Raw genomic sequence first — 16820 nt, 5'->3', positions numbered from 1 at the left:
CCGGAGCCGCGCAGCGCCCGAGACTCCGGGCGCACAGCACATCTCCTTCACTCACCAGCTCACCCCGAGGAGCCAGCATGCCTACTTTCGCCACCCCTGAACCCGTGACCCTGCGGCTGCGCGTCCAGTCCGGTGAGGTCCTCATCGAGGCCTCCGACCGGGCCGACACCGAGGTCGAGGTCCGCCCGTACAACTCGAACAAGCCCGCCGACGCCGAGGCTGCAGAGCAGACTCTCGTGGAGCAGCGGGACGGTGCGGTCGTGATCGAGTCACCCGACGGCAAGGAGTTCGGCCGGCTCGGCCGCTCCGGCGCCATCTACGTACGAGTCGCCGTGCCGACCGGCTCGAACGTACGGGGGACCAAGGCGTCCGCGGACCTGCGGGCCGTCGGCCGGCTGGGGGACGTCAACCTCAACACCGCCTCCGGCGACGTCGAACTCGAGGAGGTCGGCGAGCTGGAGGTCCAGACCGCGAGCGGCGACGTCACCTGCCGGCGGGTGGACGGAGCAGCGAAGGTGCAGAGCGCGTCCGGCGACGTCACTCTCGGCGAGGTCGGTGGTGACCTTCAGGTGGCCAGCGCCTCCGGCGACTTCGACCTGGGCCCGGTCGGTGGAAACGTACGCGTGCAGACCGCATCCGGTGACACGTCGGTCGCCGTCGCGGGCGGCTCGGTCGAGGCTCGGTCCGCGTCCGGTGACGTCTCACTGCCCAGCGTCCGCCGCGGCCAGGTCTCGGTGGAAACCGCGTCCGGAGACGTCACCGTCGGCATCGTCGCCGGAGTGGCCGCCTGGCTGGACGTGTCCTCGCTGTCCGGTGACGTGCACTCCGATCTCCACGACGCCGGCGAGCCCGGCGAGGGTGACGAGTCGGTCGAGCTGCGTGCCCGCACTCTCAGCGGCGACGTCTCGATCGTCCGCGCCCGCTGAACCCGGCCCCCTTCTTCCCTTCCTGATCGATCCCTTCCCGACCATCGAACCCGCCGCGAGAGGCGCACCATGAACGACCACTACCTCCACGCCGCCGCCAGGCAGCGCACCGAAGCCGTCCTCGCCGAGCGCCGTACGGACCAGCTCGCGGCTCGCCTCCGCACGGCCGGGGGTCCCACCCCCGGCCCGGCGCGGCGCGAAGTGGCCGGCCTGCTGCACCGGCTGGCCGACCGCATCCACCCGGGCACGGCTCGCCCCGCGCTACCCATCTCCTGACCAGCGCCGCGGACACCCCGTCCGACAGCGCCCTCGTCACCCCCGAAACGGAGCAACCCACCATGAGCACCTTCCCGGCGTACGAAATCGCCCAGCAGCGCCAGGCCGAACTCCGCGCCCTCGCCGACAGGCACCACGCCACGCCGATGCGCACCGCGGGCAGACCCACGTTGCGCCCCTGGTTCGCCCGGCTCCTACGCGGCCTCGCCGACCGGTTGGAGCCCGCCGCCATCTACCGCACGCAGCGCCGGATGACGTTGCCCGCGCAACGACTGGCCCGCCCGTCGGGCTAGCCACCAGATCAGGGCCGGCCCGGGAGGCAACCGCCTCAGTCGCGCGGGAGCTCGACCAGGGCCTGGACCGGCCAGTGGTCGGAGGCCCACCGGCCGCCGAGGGTGTAGGTGTTGATCGCCGCGACCGGAACCCGCACGCCAGGGCGGGCGAGGATCCAGTCGATGCGGTCGCCGCCCACCTCCGGCGGCCGGTAGCCGTGGAACGTCGCGTACGCCGGTGACAGCCGCTCGTCCGCGACGGTCCAGGTGTCCACCAGGCCGGCCTTTCCGACCAGGCTTTCGTACGGCGCGGACGTCTCCGCCGCCACGTTGAAGTCGCCGGTCACCAGCACCGGCAGGTCGGGGTCGAACTCGCCCAGCCGCTCGGCGACGAGTTCGGCGCCGCGGCGCTGGGCCTCGTCCACGGCATGGTCGAGGTGGGTGTTGAGGACCACGAACGTCACGCCCGTGGACCGGTCGCGGAAGCGCACCCAGGTCGCCATCCGGACCACATCGTTGCCCCAGGACGACGAACCCACGAGGTTGGGCTGGTCGGAGAGCCAGAAGTGGTCGAACTCGCGGGGTTCGAGCCGGGAGGCGTCGAAGAACACGGCCATGAACTCGCCGCGGCTGCCGCCCTCCCGCCCGGTGCCGATCCATTCGTACTCGTCGGGCAACCCCTCGGCCACCTCGCGTAGCTGCTGGTAGAGGCCTTCCTGGGTGCCGATCACCGTCGGGAGCTCGGCCCGGAGGAGGGCACGGCTGGCGGCCTGGCGTTCGGACCACGGGTCGGATCCGTCGCCCACGGCGTTGCGCAGGTTGAACGACATCACCTGCAGGTGGGGCGGCGCGGCGCGGCCGACCAGCGGCGTGGACACGGTGTCAGTTTCGGGCTGCAACACGGTGCCACTGTGGCCCAGATCGCCCGGGGCCGCCACCTCGGGGCTGCGACCACGGCCATGATCGGGCAGTACGAGATGCCGGCTGCACGAACCGTGATCAGTACGAAGCCGGCACGAACCTCGTACGAATCCAGGACGAACTCAGTACGAAGCGTGAGCGGTAGGAACCGTCAGCCGTCGCCGGGGCGGGGCCGGGGCACCAGCGGTCCGGGCTGCCGCTCGGCCCGCTGCTTCACACCCTGCAGCATCGCCCGGTCCATCACGACGCTGATCGGCTCCAGCAGGCTCGGCCCGAACGTCAGCCGGGTGACCAGGTCCTCGGAGGAGTCCGCGCGGAACCTGCTGATGAACCTCGTCCGGCGCGCGTTCAGCGGTTCGACGGCGAAAAGCCAGGTGGCCCGCGCCCACGGCCGGCCCTCCTCGCGTGCCGTCTCGTCGTCCACGTACGCCACGAACGACCGGCCCGGCGAGAGCGTCACCAGCCGCAGCGGCGCCACCTTGGGATGCACGAGAAGTTCGCCGCCCTCCTCCGCGGTCCATTCCGGGTGCAGCGTCTCGGCGTTGCGGATCCCGCAGCCGACGAGGTTCTCCAGCCACTGGTAGCTGTAGAAGCCGGCCCGGTCGGCGCCGACCTGCTGGACCCACGGCCACACGCGTTCCACCGGCGCGTTGATCTCGATCGCGTGGGTGAAGCCCCAGCGCGGCTCGGGGATCAGGTGGTCGCCGGGATAGGTCCGGTCGCGTACGGCTGCCGGGTCGTCGTCGGCGAGGCCCCAGTTACGCCGCCGCCCGCGCAGGAACGGCGTCGCCACACCGGCCGCCATCCTGGCGGCCGCGCCCAGCCCGGCAGTGACGTCGCGCCAGTCGTCGCGAGGAAGACGGCCCTCCGCGCGGGCGGCGATCCGGCGGAGCTGGTGGTTCTGGGCCACGTGGTGCAGCGGGCTGATCCAGCGGGTGTGCAGCCGCCCGCGTGCTCCGCACGCCATCCGCAGCCGCGCGGTCAGCCGGGTGGTGTCGTCGTCGACGGGTTCGAGGACGAACGCCCAGGTCGCCTGCCAGAACCGCTCCGGCCTGGTGGCGGCGAACGGCAGCTGCGTGTTGCTCAGCCGGTCGACGAGCCCGCCGAGGACGAGGACCCGGGCCGGATGCAGGACGAGCACGTCGAGTCCCGCCCCGCCCTCCGGCGTCGCCGGGATCACGTCGCCGACCCGCAGGTCCTGGAACTCCGGGTGCAGCTCGCGGGCGCTGCGCCGGCCGGCGTTGTCGAGGAGGTCGAAGCTGTAGAAGCCGGCCCGGCCGGTGCCCATCTGCACCAGCCAGGGCCAGATCGTCGTCGGCCGGGCGTGGATGGTCACCTCCTGGGTGAGCTGGCCGTCGGCGTCTGGGATGAGTTCGTCGCCGGGCAGGGCGCGTGCGGCGGCAGGGGTCCGTCGGGGTTTCGCGGGTCGCTGCCGTTGCCTGGTCAGCCGGCGGGCGAGCCCGCCCGCGGCCGTGCCTACCGAGCCCGCTGCGCCCGCCGCCGCGCTCCCCGCGCCCATGACGGCGGCCACTCCGCGCCGACTGCGGCCGGCCTCCGCGAGTTCGCCCGGCGTACGGCCTTCTGCCGTACGGCTCTCGTCCGAACGCGCCGCCTCGTCGCGCAGCTCGTCGGCACGCAGCTCGCCGGGGACCATCCCGTCCGTACGGGCTTCCTCCTTCGGCCCGTGCGCCCGGCCGAGACCCGCCATCATCCGCCGGCGCAGCAGCCGTGACCCGGGGCCGAAGACCCGCAGGTGGCGCCGGAACCGCCGCCAGGTTGCCGCGTCGGTCGCGTCCGCCCGTACCTCCAACGTCACCCGGGTCGCGCCCTCACCCAGCGGCACCAGCCGCAACGCCCAGGCCGCCTTGACGAACCCCGGCCGGTCGAACTCCATGAACGCCTTCGCTGAGGGCACCTCCACCAGCGCGACCCGCGCCCGCCACACCTTGCCGACCGCGCCGACGACCATCTCGTGCGGACTGTCCTCCGCGAGCACCTGGACGCCCGGTTCCCGCATGGGTGTCCCCAGGCGTTCCGGGACCTTGCGCAGCGTGGCGAGGGTGCGGCCCAGCCGAGAGTGGGTGAAGAGGTCGCCGCGCCGGATCACTTCCCAGGCGTCCTCGGGGGACAGCGCGAGGTCCACCGTGTCGATCTCGACCATGCGGGCCGCCGGCAGCATCCGGTCGAGTGCCGTTGCCAGCTGCGCCGTGGTGGGGCGCATGGTCTTCGCGCGAGTGGCGCCCGGCATCGCAACCTCCGGCTTGGACGGCCCCGGACCCGAGCGCTCCCGGCCCGCGCGTCGGCAGCCCGGGGCGCACCCGGCCGCAGGACGGCGGACGGTCCCTTTCTCGCAGAATGTGTCCGCGAGGACCGCCGGAGTAGGGGACTCAAGCCCTAGCTGGCGGGCCGTCCGCCAGGCTCAGATGTCGGCGCGGTGGAAATTCCGGTACGACCTGGAAGGAGTCGGGCCGCGCTGGTCCTGGTAGCGGGAGCCGTAGCGCTCGGAGCCGTAGGGATGCTCTGCCGGCGAGGTGAGCCGGAAGAAGCACAGCTGGCCGATCTTCATCCCCGGCCACAACTTGATCGGCAACGTGGCGACGTTGGACAGCTCGAGGGTCACGTGACCGGAGAAACCGGGGTCGATCCAGCCCGCCGTGGAGTGGGTGAGCAGGCCCAGCCGGCCGAGGCTGGACTTGCCCTCCAGCCGGGCGGCGATGTCGTCGGGCAGCGTGATCACTTCGTACGTCGAGGCCAGGACGAACTCGCCCGGGTGCAGGATGAACGACTCGCCCTTCTCACACTCGACCAGGCGGGTCAGGTCGGGCTGCTCCTCGGCCGGGTCGATGTGGGGGTAGCGGTGGTTCTCGAACACCCGGAAGTAGCGGTCCATGCGTACGTCCACACTGGACGGCTGGACGAACCCGGGCTCGAACGGGTCGAGGACCACCCGGCCCTTGTCGAGCTCGATGCGGATGTCGCGGTCGGAGAGCAGCACGCAGGCAACTTACCGAACCCGAGTCGGCAGGAGGACATGCCGTCGGCGGCGCGCCGGGGATGGGTAGTATTCTGAGCGATCGTCGCCTTCGTGGCGGCGGGCGCCGCCTCACCGGCGGCGCGCTGCGGGTGTAGTTCAATGGCAGAACATCAGCTTCCCAAGCTGACAGTGCGGGTTCGATTCCCGTCACCCGCTCCACCACAAAGGCCCAGGCCAACCCCATGATCGGGAAGCCCGGGCCTTCGTCTGGCCGCCATCAGCTCGCGTGCTCGACATCATCAACCGAGCCGTCATCGTACGGGCCATCGCCGGGCCTGGTCCGCCTCTCCACCTCCGCGACCTAGACGCCAAGAGCCCGAGCAACAGTCCGGTCAGCCTCGCTCGTCGCGTGCTGATAGATCAGCGCCGCACTTATCGGGTCGTTCCCCATCCGGGCCATCAGTCACGCGCACTGACCCGTGTCGCCGCCGCGACTGGATGGTGCCGTGCGTCGAGCCAGGGACAAGCCAAAGCCCGACGCTCCTTCACCGTGATCGCCCTACACACAACCCCAGGTGCGGACATGCTGTCCGACTGACGGGAGTGGAGCGCAGTCTCCTACGACCTCAACCGCCAGCGAGTCACTGTCCTAGGGAACTCGGTCCAGCCATAGACGACCGATGGCTCCAGCACCCAGAACGGCGCGGGGTGGCGCATGTCGTACTTCGCTTCGTACACGTCCTTGATCCGCTCCAGCAACTCGGGGTCACCGTCCTCCTCAAGCCGCGAAACCGGACCCTCGAGAATGATGGCCTGCTCACTGCTGTCGAGATGCACTGAGGCATGCGGGTTGACCCGAAGACTCCGCGCCCAGAGGGTCTCACCACCACCGAAGTACAGTCTCTGGTCTACCCACGCCCCCCACACCGGCCTGGCATGCGGCCGCCCCGCCCGGTCGGTTGTGGCGATCCAGTAGTTTGCCGCAGTGTCCATGCGCTGGGTGACGTATTCCCAGGGGAGCAGGCCTTCATCACTGTCGGGGATGCCGTAGCCCTCAGGCGAGGGACGATCGGCTATCGGCACATGTCGGTGTGTTTGCATGCCGACAACCTGCCAGGCACCACCGACAACCGTCGTGGCACGTGGATGGCACGGCCAGGGCGTCGCGCGCCGGGTCGCACGCTCAACTGAGCGGAGGATCAGCCCGCCGTGCGGCCTTGGCGGTTGTGACCGCCGTTGACCGCCGCAGACCATGATCATTCCCGTGATCTGGCACGCATCTGGCACGACACGGGCCTGGAGTGCCCTGGAGGATCCGATCTTGGCCCGTCGGAAGTGCGTAGCGGCGGGTGGCGGCCGTGACGGACTTGAGCCAGCTCACGCGTCCAAGATTCGGGGGCAGAGAAACGATCCCGTGTAGGCGCGAAGACGACCTACCAGACGAGTCCATCTAGATGGTTATGGCCGGAAAGCAGGCGAGCCATGCGGTCCTGCGCCCCTTCGCGTTCGTCAGGCTGGGGGTGGTGTGCGTACAGCGCGAGCTCACCCTGCATGTCATAGAAGTTCAACCGCTCGCGCAGATGCTCGCGCTCGAACAGCTCCGGATACGCGCCGTGCAGCCATCCGGGGACCTGTGTGAGTGTGGTCTCGTCGAGCCCTCGTCCGTCGGGTACGGGTGGGAACTCTCGCGCCTTCGCGCACCAGCGCAGGATGGTGTCGAGCTCGACATCCGCAGGCTGAGCCAACGCCTCCGCGAAATCGATAACAGCTGTGACGCGTCCTTGGTCGACGATCACGTTGGATCCATGTAAATCACCGTGGACGAGGACGGGTTCGTCGGCGGCGAACAACGCCAGCCGCTCCTGGATCCAATCGGCGACGTCCGCGAGTAGGCGCGAGTCATGACCGGGCAGTCGCCGGGCATCCTCGACCTGCTGGAGCGCCGCACTCACGACGGGTGGGTGGAACGCAGCCGGCGGCTTGCCGGCGAGCGCGTCGGCCAGTCAGGGCGGCAGCAGGCCCGCCGGGACAGGAACCCGGTGTAGGGCGCGCAATGCAGCGCCGAAGCTTTCGATGATCGCTTGGCGAGTGTGCGAGTCCGCCGCCGGCCACGCCTCGTGCATGGTTCGGCCGGGCACGCGTTCGGAGACGTACCACGGCCCGTCCGGGCCGTCGCCGTGGGCGAGGTGCCGGGCGTGTGGGACCTCGCTGCCGGCGAGCAGGTTGACGACGGCAGCCTCGTGGCGATACGCGTCGCGGAACCGTTCGTCGTTGTTCAGTCGTACGACGTGTTCGTCGCCGATCCACACGCGGCTAACCCAGCCGGCCTTTCGAATAAAGCGCCCGGTTGCCGGCAGACCAGCGGCCGCCAGGATCCTCAGCAACGCCGGATCGGTAGCCGGCTCGCCGACGAACGGTGTTGATTGGTCGCACACGTACCAAGTCTCGCAGCACATCGGTTCACTAGACCAGCCAGTATTGACCCCACCCTGACTCCAACGACCTGCAACGTCCGGCGACGATGAGCACCTGGTCGACGACATTCGGAGCGCGGACGAGCAAGTCCCGATCGAGCTGCATCTACGGATCACAAGGTCAAGACGGAGCGGGTGGGACGATGATGCGCCTGGGTCGACCCGACAGTCTCGGCCACATGGCCCTCGGCGTAGAACGACTCCACTACGAAGAGGTTGAACTCGAAGCGGCCATATCCCGCCCCTTTGGCCGCCGCCACGTCCGCACGGAGCCGACCGGCGAGCTCATCGTCGCATAAAGGCCCAGACCAACCCCATGATCGGGACGCCTGGGCCTTCGTCGTCAGCCACCATAATGGGCCGCATCCCGCCGAGACCGCTCGACTTGGACGACAGCCGTTTTCGTTTAGAAGTACTCAGGCAACTCCTTGGCCAGCGCGTCGTGGATACGAGCGCGCACGGAGACCGTTGGGTGCGGCTTCTCGAACTCCAGGCCGGTCAGGCGCTCGAACAAGGCGACATACTTGTTGCTGAACTCGATCAACGTCTCGGTGGGGATGTCCGGGACCGGGTCCTGGTAGGGGTCGCACTGGCTCGCGATCCACAACCGCAGGAATTCCTTGTCCAGACTGTCCGGCTCCTCGCCGACATCAAACCTGTCCTGATAGGTGTCGGCGATCCAGAATCGGCTGGAGTCCGGAGTGTGGATCTCATCGGCGACAACGATCATCCCGTCTTCATCAAGGCCGAACTCATACTTGGTGTCCACCAGGATGAGACCCTTCTCGGCCGCCAGTTCCTGTCCACGGGCGAACAAAGCCAGGCTTCTCTCCACCAGCTCGTGCCATTGCACGGCCGTCACCAGCCGGGTCCGGAGGATCTCCGACTCGATGATCGGCGTGTCGTGCCCACCGTGGACCGGCTTCGTCGTCGGTGTGATGATCGGTCGGGCCAGCTTCTGGTTCTTCTTCATGCCATCGGGAAACTCGTGGCCGTACAGCACCCTCTCGCCTCGGTCATACATGGGCCAAAGGCTGGTGTTGGTCGAACCGGTGAGGTATGACCGGACGACGAGTTCGATCGGGAGCATGTCGAGATCTTTGACGATGACCACGTTCGGGTCTGGGTAGGAGATCACATGGTTTGGACAGACACCTGCGGTTTCGTCGAACCAGTAGCGCGCTGTCTGGGTCAGCACCTGACCCTTGTAAGGTACGGCGGCCAAGATGCGGTCGAAAGCAGATTGACGGTCAGTCGAGATCAAAAGCCGTCGTCGATCCGACAACCGATAGGAATCCCGCACCTTGTTGCGTTGGTAGCCAGGAAGCTCGCTAAATTCTGCATCGATGAGACAATTGGCCAGGAATTCAAAATCGTTTGCCGGTCGGCTCATGAATTCGATACCTCGTGGATAGTCTTCGGTGCAGTCGTCCGTATCGTACCGGCCGGAGGTCGCAGCAGCGACAGTCCGCCCACTTCAGATCACTCGAACCCTCGACGCCTTCTCTGCCGGCCGCGCCATGTTGAGTCGCTGTAGAGCGGTACGAACCGCCAGGCTGCGTATGCGAGGTCCCACAAAGCCGGGCTGAGCAAGCCGTTGGTTTTCGAACCCGCCTGACCGGGCCCGATTCAGGCGACGTCAGCTCGCCTCAACCTTCCCAGCTGGGTGCCGCCTGTCATGCAATGCACCTCAGTTGCCGGGGTACGGCGCCGCCTCACTGCCCATGAGCGGCGATCGGCGCAGGAGCCTGCCTACCTGCCAGTCGAAACCGTGAGGCTCGATCGAGTCTGACGTCATGCGTCGGATGTTCTCCGCAACGCCGAGCAGGACCCACGACCACAGCGTGGGAGCCAGGAGGGCCCGATCGACCTCGTCGAGCGGCCGCACTTCTTCGTAGCCGTGCAGAACTTCGTCGTACCTTCCCTGCCACGCCAGCGCGAACTCCGAAGCGCGGTGGTTGAGATGCGTACTTTCGAAGTCCACGATGCCCGTCAGCTTCCCGTTCTGGAAGAGCAGGTTTCTCGCATTGAAGTCGCTGTGCAGCACGATGAGACAGCGGTTGCCAAGATCCAATGCGTCGAACCGTTCGTGTGCACGCTCGGCATGCCACCGGAGGAGGCGGGCCTGCCATGGAAACAGACGTTGATAGGCCGCCAATCCCCGGTACAGCTCCGAATCGGCCACCACCGCCTCGGCACGGTGCCATCCTGGCCGCTGCCCCAGATCACCGAGGGTCTCCGTATCCGCATGCAGCTCTGCCAGGAGGCGTCCGCGCGCACGCTGCTCGGCCTTGGGATCAGCAACGGTCCGCGACGCCCCTGACAACCGACTGAACAAGCACCAGGTATGCCCATCGACATCGATCGGATCGTCGACCGGTACGGGGACTGGCCAGCCCATGGCGTTCAGACGCCGCAGAACGCTCAACTCATAGCCCACGTCGCCGAGGGGCTCCGCGGGGTAGCGGCGGAGAACGAGGGGCGATCCGGCGGCGGTGACCAGCCACTGGGTGTTCGCCCTCCCACCCAGGTACCCCTCGACCTGAACCCCCAGCCGGCCCGTCACCTCACTGGGCGGAAGCGGATACCCGGTTGCCGAAGCGTCCATCGAAGCCATCTTGCCCCAACTTGAGGTAGTCACCGAACCGCCAGGTCCGAGCCGCAGGGGCTTGCGGGCCCGGTCTCCGCGACCCGAGTCAGGCACCGGCCAAAGCCCGCCGGTCCTTCAGGCTGACCGCCCAGCCGGACTCCTCATCGTGAGTCGAGGCGGGCCAGCCATTCATCGCGTCGCGCCACTTTGGCGGGAAGCGTGTTCTCCCAAGCGTTCGGATACGAGACTCCGAAAGCATGCATCACAAGCGTGTCGGCGATCACGTGGCGAAGGCCGTGGGTGCGCATGACCCGAGTCATCAGTTCGAAGGTGTCGAGGTACTGGCTGCTCTCAGCCCATAGGTAGCTCGCGCAGGAGAGGCCGACCTCCTCGACGACACGACGGAACAGCGGGGTGTTGCGCACCAGCGCACAGCACGGGTGCAGCCGGGTCTCGTAGAGCCCCGAGCGTTCCGCTCGCTCCCGCTCCTCCGGTGTTTCCGTCTCGCCGTCCCAGGACATGCGCGGCGCCGTTCCGAACGCGTCCTCGTGGGTGAGCAGGGTCTCGATGAGCCGTTGGATCGTTCCGGGCTGGGTGAGGCAGACGTCGGTGTCGAGGAACAGGAAGTAGGTGCAGTCGGCGTTGGCCGGATCCAGGACGAACCGGCGGAGAATCTCGCCATGAGAGTTGTTCAGCGTCTCGGTGGTGAAGCCGGATGCCACGATCGGCACGCCGAACTTGCCAGCCGCACGGCGAAGGCTGGTCTGGTCATCGGTGGAGGCGTTGTCGTAGATCGTCAGGGTGATGTCGAGGTCGGGATCCTGCGCGAAGAGGGAGCGCACGGCCAGCTCGGTCCATGGCGAGGTGTTGTGGTTGACCACTGCCGCACGGATCTTGGCGGATCCGGCACGCTCTGCAGTTCCCATGGACCCCTGTCCTATCCCGCCGTCGACGGCTCCCGCCAACGGATATCCGAGTTGGTGCTCATCGAGCCGCAAACAGGGTTCGCGTCAGCCCGCAAGCAGGGTGTCCGGCTCGGTCGATGGCCGCCACTCTCGCCGGATCAGCCCGTAGACCCACGAGTCGGAAACCTCGCCGTCCACGATGCAGTCTTCCCGCAACGTCCCTTCACGCACGAACCCGAGCTTCTCCAGCACGCGAGCAGACGCCACGTTGCGCGTGTCCGCCTCAGCCTGGACGCGATTCAGGTCCAGCGTGTCGAAGGCCCACCGCAACAAGCCGCGCGCGGCCTCGGTCGCGTAGCCCTGGCCCCACGCCGCATCGCTGTAGCAGTAGCCCAGCGCCGCGCTGCGGTAGTCCGGATTCCACCGGTTCAGGCTGCACCAGCCGATGAACGCCCCGTCGGAGACACGATCGACGGCCAGCCGCGCCCCGGTACCCTCCGCTGCCGTCTGCCGGCAGGCCGCGATGAACCGCTCGGCGCGCGCACGGTCGGTCCACGGCGGCGAGTCCCAGTAACGCAGCACGTACGCGCTGCTGTGCAGCGCGAAGAGGTCGTCCGCGTCCGTCTCGGCGAAGGGACGCAGCCGAAGACGAGCGGTGAGCAGCGTGGGGGTGGGCAACGACATGGGCGTCCTGTTCTCTCCCGTGACTGGCGGCCGGTCAATCAGACATGCGGTGCCGGCCCCTCGCAATGGATTTTCTCGCCGGGCGGGCAGAACGACGTGCCCGCTCGTCGGCAAGTTCCGCGCCTCAGCGTGCCAACTACGGGCCTGAAGGTCCCCGGGCGTTTTGGACTTTCGGGGGACCGGCTTAGCGTGTGGCTGGTGGAGCGATACGAGGGACTGCTCCGACGGCCGCTGATGGTGGTTCTTCTGAACCTGGGGTTGGCGGCCGCCTTGTATGGGTCTGCGCGGATTGGCCTGGTGATCGGGCTGGATCGCGGATCCATCAGCCCGTTCTGGCCACCTACCGGGATCGCCGTGGCGGCGCTCCTTCTTCTGGGGCCCGAGATGTGGGCCGGAATCCTGTTGGGCTCGGCGGTCAGCAACGTGATGACCGGCCCGGCGATCAACGCCGTCCCCACCGCGGTGGGCATGACCCTTGCCTGCCTGACTGCGTACTGGGCACTACGCAGGATAGGTTTCCGGGTCGAGTTGGATCGCTTGAAGGATGCCCTCGCGCTTGTCTTCATCGCCGCCCTCGGAGCGATGCTCATCAGTTCGACGGTCGGGGTAGCGGTGCTGCTGATCACCGGGGTGGTGCCCCTCGGCTACCTCCTTCCCTCCTGGCTGACCTGGTGGACCGGCGACGCGATGGGCGTCCTCATCGTCACGCCACTGCTGCTGACTCTGAGCAAGCTTCCGTGGCGCCGATATCGCTACATCGACTCCGAACGATTCACGGAGGTAGCACTCCTGATAGTTGGGACGCTCGGCATCATGCTGGTCGGCGAAAAGGTGTTGGGGGTGTCGTTCCTGGCGTTCCCGGTGCTGGTCCTCGCCGCCTGGCGATTCCAGCTGCCGGGCGCGGCACCCGTCGCGCTGCTGGTCTCTGCAGTGGCCATCCACGCCGCGGTTCATGGGTACGGCACGTTCGCCGGCCACGATCTGCTCTGCACGATGGCGATACTTCAGATGCTCAACGGCTCGATCGCCCTGACCGGGCTCCTGTTGTCCGTCGCCATCAGTGAACGCGAGCGTTCACGCGAGGAACTCGAACGCACCTGCACACAACTCGGAGACGTCATCGCCCATCTCGACCACGCTATGCGGCCGGACAAAACGTCCTCTCTCCGACACTGGGCCAAGCATAAGCAGAGTACCTCCAGGGGACGAGCCTGACCCGCTGAGATCAATGCACCCGTGCTTGCTCCGGTGCCATCATCACCCGGCCAGCCTGCCGACCTCCATATTGCGCCCAGAACGCCTTAGCGCCACGGCGCAGCCGTACCCGGTCCGCGCCATTACCGGATGGGACTGATATACGACCCAATCGTAATATGCGCAACGTGCCGTTGCCGGGGCGCTTGTGTTGGTCGGCGCGGCCTCGAAGTTGACCCGTCAGATCGCTCGCAGGACGAAGAGAACCACGCCGAGGTGCCTATTGAGCCACTCCTGCTTGTGGGGATAGCGGTTCTGGTTCTCCGGGGTCAACTGCGGCTCGATGGCTCGTTCGACATGAAGCCCTGCGGCGGCGAAGGCGTTGAGCATGTCAGCGATCGTCTGGGTCTTGCGGGTGAGAGTCACGTTCGCGTTCCAGCGGGAGGCGTACTGGTACGGGTCGGTCGAGTAGTACTCCTCGCCGAGGCTGGTGCCGTTGACTTCGGCCCGTTCGACAGCGAATCGAACGGGGTGGGATCGCTGAACGATGATCCGGCCTTGCGGCGCCAACAGACCGCGAGCGCTGCGCAGCGTGTGCACCTGGTCCTTGGCGTAGCTGAGGGACTGGAGGAAGAGGATTCGGTCGTAGACGCGACCGCGTATTTCGTCGATGGCGTCGGGGTCAGACAGGTCCCCGCTGATCAGTCGAACGTTGTCCGGCGGATCGGGGACGAACTGACCGGTGATGTCCACGCCGACAACCTCGGCCGCACCGTGTCGGGCCCAGTGCACCGCCTTCGCACCGCTCCCACAGCCGAGGTCCAGGATCCGCAGCCCTTGCGGATCACCGATGACTTCCTGCTGCATCGGCCACTCGAGGATGCGATCGAGAGAATCCGGACGCTGCCGCGCATTCTCGTAGTCACTCGCCAGGTCCCGCCAAGGCTCACCGACCGACACGGCCGTCACCCTAGCAGTGGGCGATTCGGGCTACTCAGGATCGCTCCGCCAGTTGGGCGACAACGTGGCCACCCGGATCACGCCACACCCGCGGAGTTCCTCCACCGGCACGGTTGTCTCCGCAGCGACATCAGGCGGCACCAATCCGCCGTCGAAGATCATCATCACCCCCTCCGTCCGACCCTCGTTCGGCGGCACCCAGTCCACGGCCAGGAGGCGCCCCATCCGGATCCAGAAGTAGCACGCCGGCTCCCATTCGCTTCCGGGGAAGGGTCGACAGGTACTGGTCCGGCGAAGGATCGGGGACGCTCATCCACGGCAAGCTACTGGCTCCCACGATGATCGTGTCCCTCCACGTCGGCGTCCCCCTCTGGTCAGCGCAGGCGGAGTTCCGCGAGATAGCCGGCCCCGTCTTCGTCGAACTCGGCGAGCCGCCAGGCCGAGTTCTTCGTCAGGCCGACCAGTTCGTCGCGCGAACAGAAGAGGTAGTCGAACCACGGGTCGGCGAGTCTCTCGAACCGACTTCGGATCCGGGTCTGCCCTCCAGGCCGGCCACGTTTCCGGTTGTGGGCGTGGTAGTCCAGATGGAGCTTCGCGTCGGTGCGGTAGGGGTCCCTACTCCCGCCCAGCACCTTGGCGTTCGGCGAAGCCACCTGGGCGAGTGCGTCGAGCACGATCGGAGCATGCTCCGGTGATCCCAGCAACGCGAGGTTGTTGCCGAGAAGCACGAAGGTGTCGAAGCGTTCCTCAAGGCGGGGAACGTCCTCGACGCTGGTCCGACGTACTTTCCGTACGCCACGCGCACGGCTCACCTCGCATGCCCCGGCAGACGGATCGATCCCGGTGACGTCGAAACCCTTCTCCTGCAGATGAAGGCTGTGCCGACCCGCGCCGCAGCCGACATCGAGCGTCTTCCCCACCACGCGGGCGCACGCGATCCGGTCCAGCTCGCTCCACTCGTGGATGCCGCCGAGATAGATGCGGCCATCGTGGGGGTCGAGCACACCGTCGTCTCTCTCGATGGCGCCAAGGGAAGGGCGCCCTTCCATAGCGGCGCGAAGAAGCTCGCCGAAGGCGTCACCAGTTGTCGGGCCGTCCATCAGACGGACGCTAGCACCGCCCTCCAGCGACGGTCATGGGCATTTCAACCGGCTTCCTCACAGGCAGCGAGTCCATCCGACGATCAGGGAGGATCCCCCGTCCGGATCCCGGAGCCAGGTGTAGCCGGCCTCGACCGGCACCTGTGACACGTCTTCGTCGCCTTGTCGTCGATGCAGATGGGAAGGCGGACGACGACCGAACGCCTCGTCGAATCGCGGGTTGACATCAGGCGGTCCAGTTCAAGAACACGTCCCCGAACCACAGCACCGCGAACCACCACGCCAGCCCCAGGAGCGGCAGAGCGAGCGCCAGCAGCGGCCGGCGCCGAAACGTTCGCAGGGCGGTGACGAACAACAGGCACCAGACCACGCCGAAGCCCGCGACCGCCCACCACGGCGCGACCAGCCCGCTGACGAGGTAGAGGAACAACAGCGGCACGAAGCATGCCAGCCCCAGCCACCCCACGACGACCCGCGCAGAGATGTTCACACGCTCATAGTGGCGGGTGACTGGTCCCGCGGCCAGTATCGACCGTGCCGGCTTGACTCGCCTCAGATCGCCAGGAGCAAGATCAATCACCGAAACGGGCATCGAGCTCCAGAACGTGGTGTTCTAACGTCCGCCGCGCTGGCCGGACCCGGAGTACCCGCAACAGATGCACCTCGACATCTCCGTACCCGATCTGGACGACGGCGAGGGACTCGTTCAACGGCTCGGCGCGTCCAAGCTTCAGGACAACGAAGGGTTCCGCGTCTAAGCCGACCCGGACGGGCATCCGTTCTGCCTCTACGCCACCACGGCGCAGGAGTCCCCTCGGGTCGAACGCGTGGTCATCGACTGCTTCAGCCCACGCGCGGTTGCGGCATAGGGCCCATTGCCCGTACTCCTCCTCAGCCAGCCGAGCGGATGGCGGCGGCAAGGTGCTGGTAGGCAGGGACGAGTTCGCCCCATCGTGTCCCGTCGTCGTCTCCGGGCCCGCGACCGGCGACGTGGGCCGCCAGGTGTTCGACGTGGATCTGCAACCCGGCCCCGTAGGCGGCGACCTTGTCCAGGGGCATGCCGTGGGCCTCGATGACGAGGACCGTGCGATCTCCGTCGACGGTCAGCGTGGCCTCGAGGGTCTGGTCGAAGGGCGGGACGCCACCACTTCGCTGCCAGGACTCGTCGGTCTCTCTGGTCACCACGCGCAGGCGGCGCGGGGGCTCGCACGTCTCCACCCGACCGACCCCACGCAGGTCCGGACCTTCGAGATAGGTCCGGAACTCTCCGCCGGCACGAAGGTCGCCTTCGACCGTGCCGTACCACCGGGCCAGTCGATCCGGATCGGTGAGTGCCGACCAGAGGTCGTCGATGTCGGTGTCGTAGCGGTCCTCGACGCGTACGAGGCCTTTGCCGTCGACAGCCCCCAGGCTGCCCAGGATGCGAGTGCCGCCACCGGTGGTGCTGGTCATCTGGTACTCCTTCGTTCGCGCCCGCGAGAAACGTACCCAACCGGTTACGTAACAGTCAAGGTACGAACTGTGGAAGATCCGGTACGCGATCT

General features: G+C 67.6%; 16 protein-coding genes, 1 tRNA gene and 1 pseudogene. 5 read left to right on the top strand and 13 right to left on the bottom strand.

Features of this window, described 5'->3' with window-relative positions:
- Window positions 1–77: 77 nt before the first annotated feature.
- The 3 genes from ABZV93_RS06390 to ABZV93_RS06380 all read left to right on the top strand — a co-directional run bounded on the left by ABZV93_RS06390 (window position 78) and on the right by ABZV93_RS06380 (window position 1495).
- Complete coding sequence (locus ABZV93_RS06390; protein WP_354931295.1) at window positions 78–926, top strand: DUF4097 family beta strand repeat-containing protein; 849 nt, start codon at window positions 78–80, stop codon at window positions 924–926.
- A gap of 69 nt (window positions 927–995) precedes the next feature.
- The gene (locus ABZV93_RS06385; protein WP_354931292.1) at window positions 996–1202 is read left to right on the top strand and encodes a hypothetical protein; all 207 of its coding nucleotides are present in this window, start codon (window positions 996–998) and stop codon (window positions 1200–1202) included.
- Between the two features lie 62 nt (window positions 1203–1264).
- Entirely contained in the window at window positions 1265–1495 is a 231-nt protein-coding gene (locus tag ABZV93_RS06380) for a hypothetical protein (protein WP_354931289.1), read from the top strand.
- Window positions 1496–1530: 35 nt separating this feature from the next.
- On the opposite strand, the gene ABZV93_RS06375 is transcribed toward ABZV93_RS06380, so the two are convergent.
- From ABZV93_RS06375 to dcd, 3 genes are all read right to left on the bottom strand, one after another.
- On the bottom strand, window positions 1531–2376 hold the full coding sequence (locus tag ABZV93_RS06375; RefSeq protein ID WP_354931286.1) for an endonuclease/exonuclease/phosphatase family protein: 846 nt from the start codon (window positions 2374–2376) through the stop codon (window positions 1531–1533).
- A 170-nt stretch (window positions 2377–2546) separates the two neighbouring features.
- The gene (locus tag ABZV93_RS06370) at window positions 2547–4643 is read right to left on the bottom strand and encodes a hypothetical protein (protein WP_354931283.1); all 2097 of its coding nucleotides are present in this window, start codon (window positions 4641–4643) and stop codon (window positions 2547–2549) included.
- Between the two features lie 171 nt (window positions 4644–4814).
- Complete coding sequence (dcd, locus tag ABZV93_RS06365) at window positions 4815–5390, bottom strand: dCTP deaminase (protein WP_354931280.1); 576 nt, start codon at window positions 5388–5390, stop codon at window positions 4815–4817.
- Window positions 5391–5514: 124 nt separating this feature from the next.
- On the opposite strand from dcd, the gene ABZV93_RS06360 reads away from it, so the two are divergent.
- Window positions 5515–5588: transfer RNA gene (locus ABZV93_RS06360), tRNA-Gly, on the top strand.
- Window positions 5589–5987: 399 nt separating this feature from the next.
- On the opposite strand, the gene ABZV93_RS06355 is transcribed toward ABZV93_RS06360, so the two are convergent.
- The 6 genes and pseudogenes from ABZV93_RS06355 to ABZV93_RS06330 form a co-directional block, all read right to left on the bottom strand.
- Window positions 5988–6470, bottom strand: coding sequence for a pyridoxamine 5'-phosphate oxidase family protein (locus tag ABZV93_RS06355; RefSeq protein WP_354931277.1), 483 nt, complete (start codon window positions 6468–6470; stop codon window positions 5988–5990).
- A gap of 332 nt (window positions 6471–6802) precedes the next feature.
- Window positions 6803–7753, bottom strand: a pseudogene (locus ABZV93_RS06350) (phosphotransferase).
- 496 nt (window positions 7754–8249) lie between these two features.
- Entirely contained in the window at window positions 8250–9236 is a 987-nt protein-coding gene (locus tag ABZV93_RS06345) for a phosphoribosylaminoimidazolesuccinocarboxamide synthase (protein ID WP_354931274.1), read from the bottom strand.
- A 297-nt stretch (window positions 9237–9533) separates the two neighbouring features.
- A complete protein-coding gene (locus ABZV93_RS06340) occupies window positions 9534–10451 on the bottom strand; it encodes a phosphotransferase (RefSeq protein WP_354931271.1) in 918 nt (305 codons plus the stop codon).
- A gap of 143 nt (window positions 10452–10594) precedes the next feature.
- Window positions 10595–11359: a glycosyltransferase gene (locus ABZV93_RS06335; RefSeq protein WP_354931268.1), complete on the bottom strand. Its 765-nt coding sequence runs from the start codon at window positions 11357–11359 to the stop codon at window positions 10595–10597.
- An 84-nt stretch (window positions 11360–11443) separates the two neighbouring features.
- The gene (locus ABZV93_RS06330) at window positions 11444–12022 is read right to left on the bottom strand and encodes a GNAT family protein (protein ID WP_354931265.1); all 579 of its coding nucleotides are present in this window, start codon (window positions 12020–12022) and stop codon (window positions 11444–11446) included.
- A gap of 198 nt (window positions 12023–12220) precedes the next feature.
- Here ABZV93_RS06330 and ABZV93_RS06325 point away from each other — a divergent pair, with 198 nt between their 5' ends.
- Window positions 12221–13237 (top strand): MASE1 domain-containing protein, encoded by a 1017-nt coding sequence (locus tag ABZV93_RS06325; protein WP_354931263.1) that lies wholly within the window; start codon window positions 12221–12223, stop codon window positions 13235–13237.
- A 219-nt stretch (window positions 13238–13456) separates the two neighbouring features.
- Here the strand turns inward: ABZV93_RS06325 and ABZV93_RS06320 are convergent, their stop codons facing one another.
- The 4 genes from ABZV93_RS06320 to ABZV93_RS06305 form a co-directional block, all read right to left on the bottom strand.
- Window positions 13457–14176, bottom strand: coding sequence for a class I SAM-dependent methyltransferase (locus ABZV93_RS06320; protein WP_354931260.1), 720 nt, complete (start codon window positions 14174–14176; stop codon window positions 13457–13459).
- A 374-nt stretch (window positions 14177–14550) separates the two neighbouring features.
- Entirely contained in the window at window positions 14551–15276 is a 726-nt protein-coding gene (locus ABZV93_RS06315) for a class I SAM-dependent methyltransferase (RefSeq protein WP_354931257.1), read from the bottom strand.
- Window positions 15277–15502: 226 nt separating this feature from the next.
- A complete protein-coding gene (locus ABZV93_RS06310) occupies window positions 15503–15766 on the bottom strand; it encodes a hypothetical protein (protein WP_354931254.1) in 264 nt (87 codons plus the stop codon).
- A 401-nt stretch (window positions 15767–16167) separates the two neighbouring features.
- Window positions 16168–16728: an SRPBCC domain-containing protein gene (locus ABZV93_RS06305; protein WP_354931251.1), complete on the bottom strand. Its 561-nt coding sequence runs from the start codon at window positions 16726–16728 to the stop codon at window positions 16168–16170.
- Window positions 16729–16820: the final 92 nt, after the last annotated feature.

Source organism: Actinopolymorpha sp. NPDC004070 (genome assembly GCF_040610475.1).
Taxonomy (GTDB): Bacteria; Actinomycetota; Actinomycetes; order Propionibacteriales; family Actinopolymorphaceae; genus Actinopolymorpha.
The sequence above is the reverse complement of the archived record's forward strand: the minus strand, read 5'-3'. Positions and strand labels throughout refer to the sequence as shown.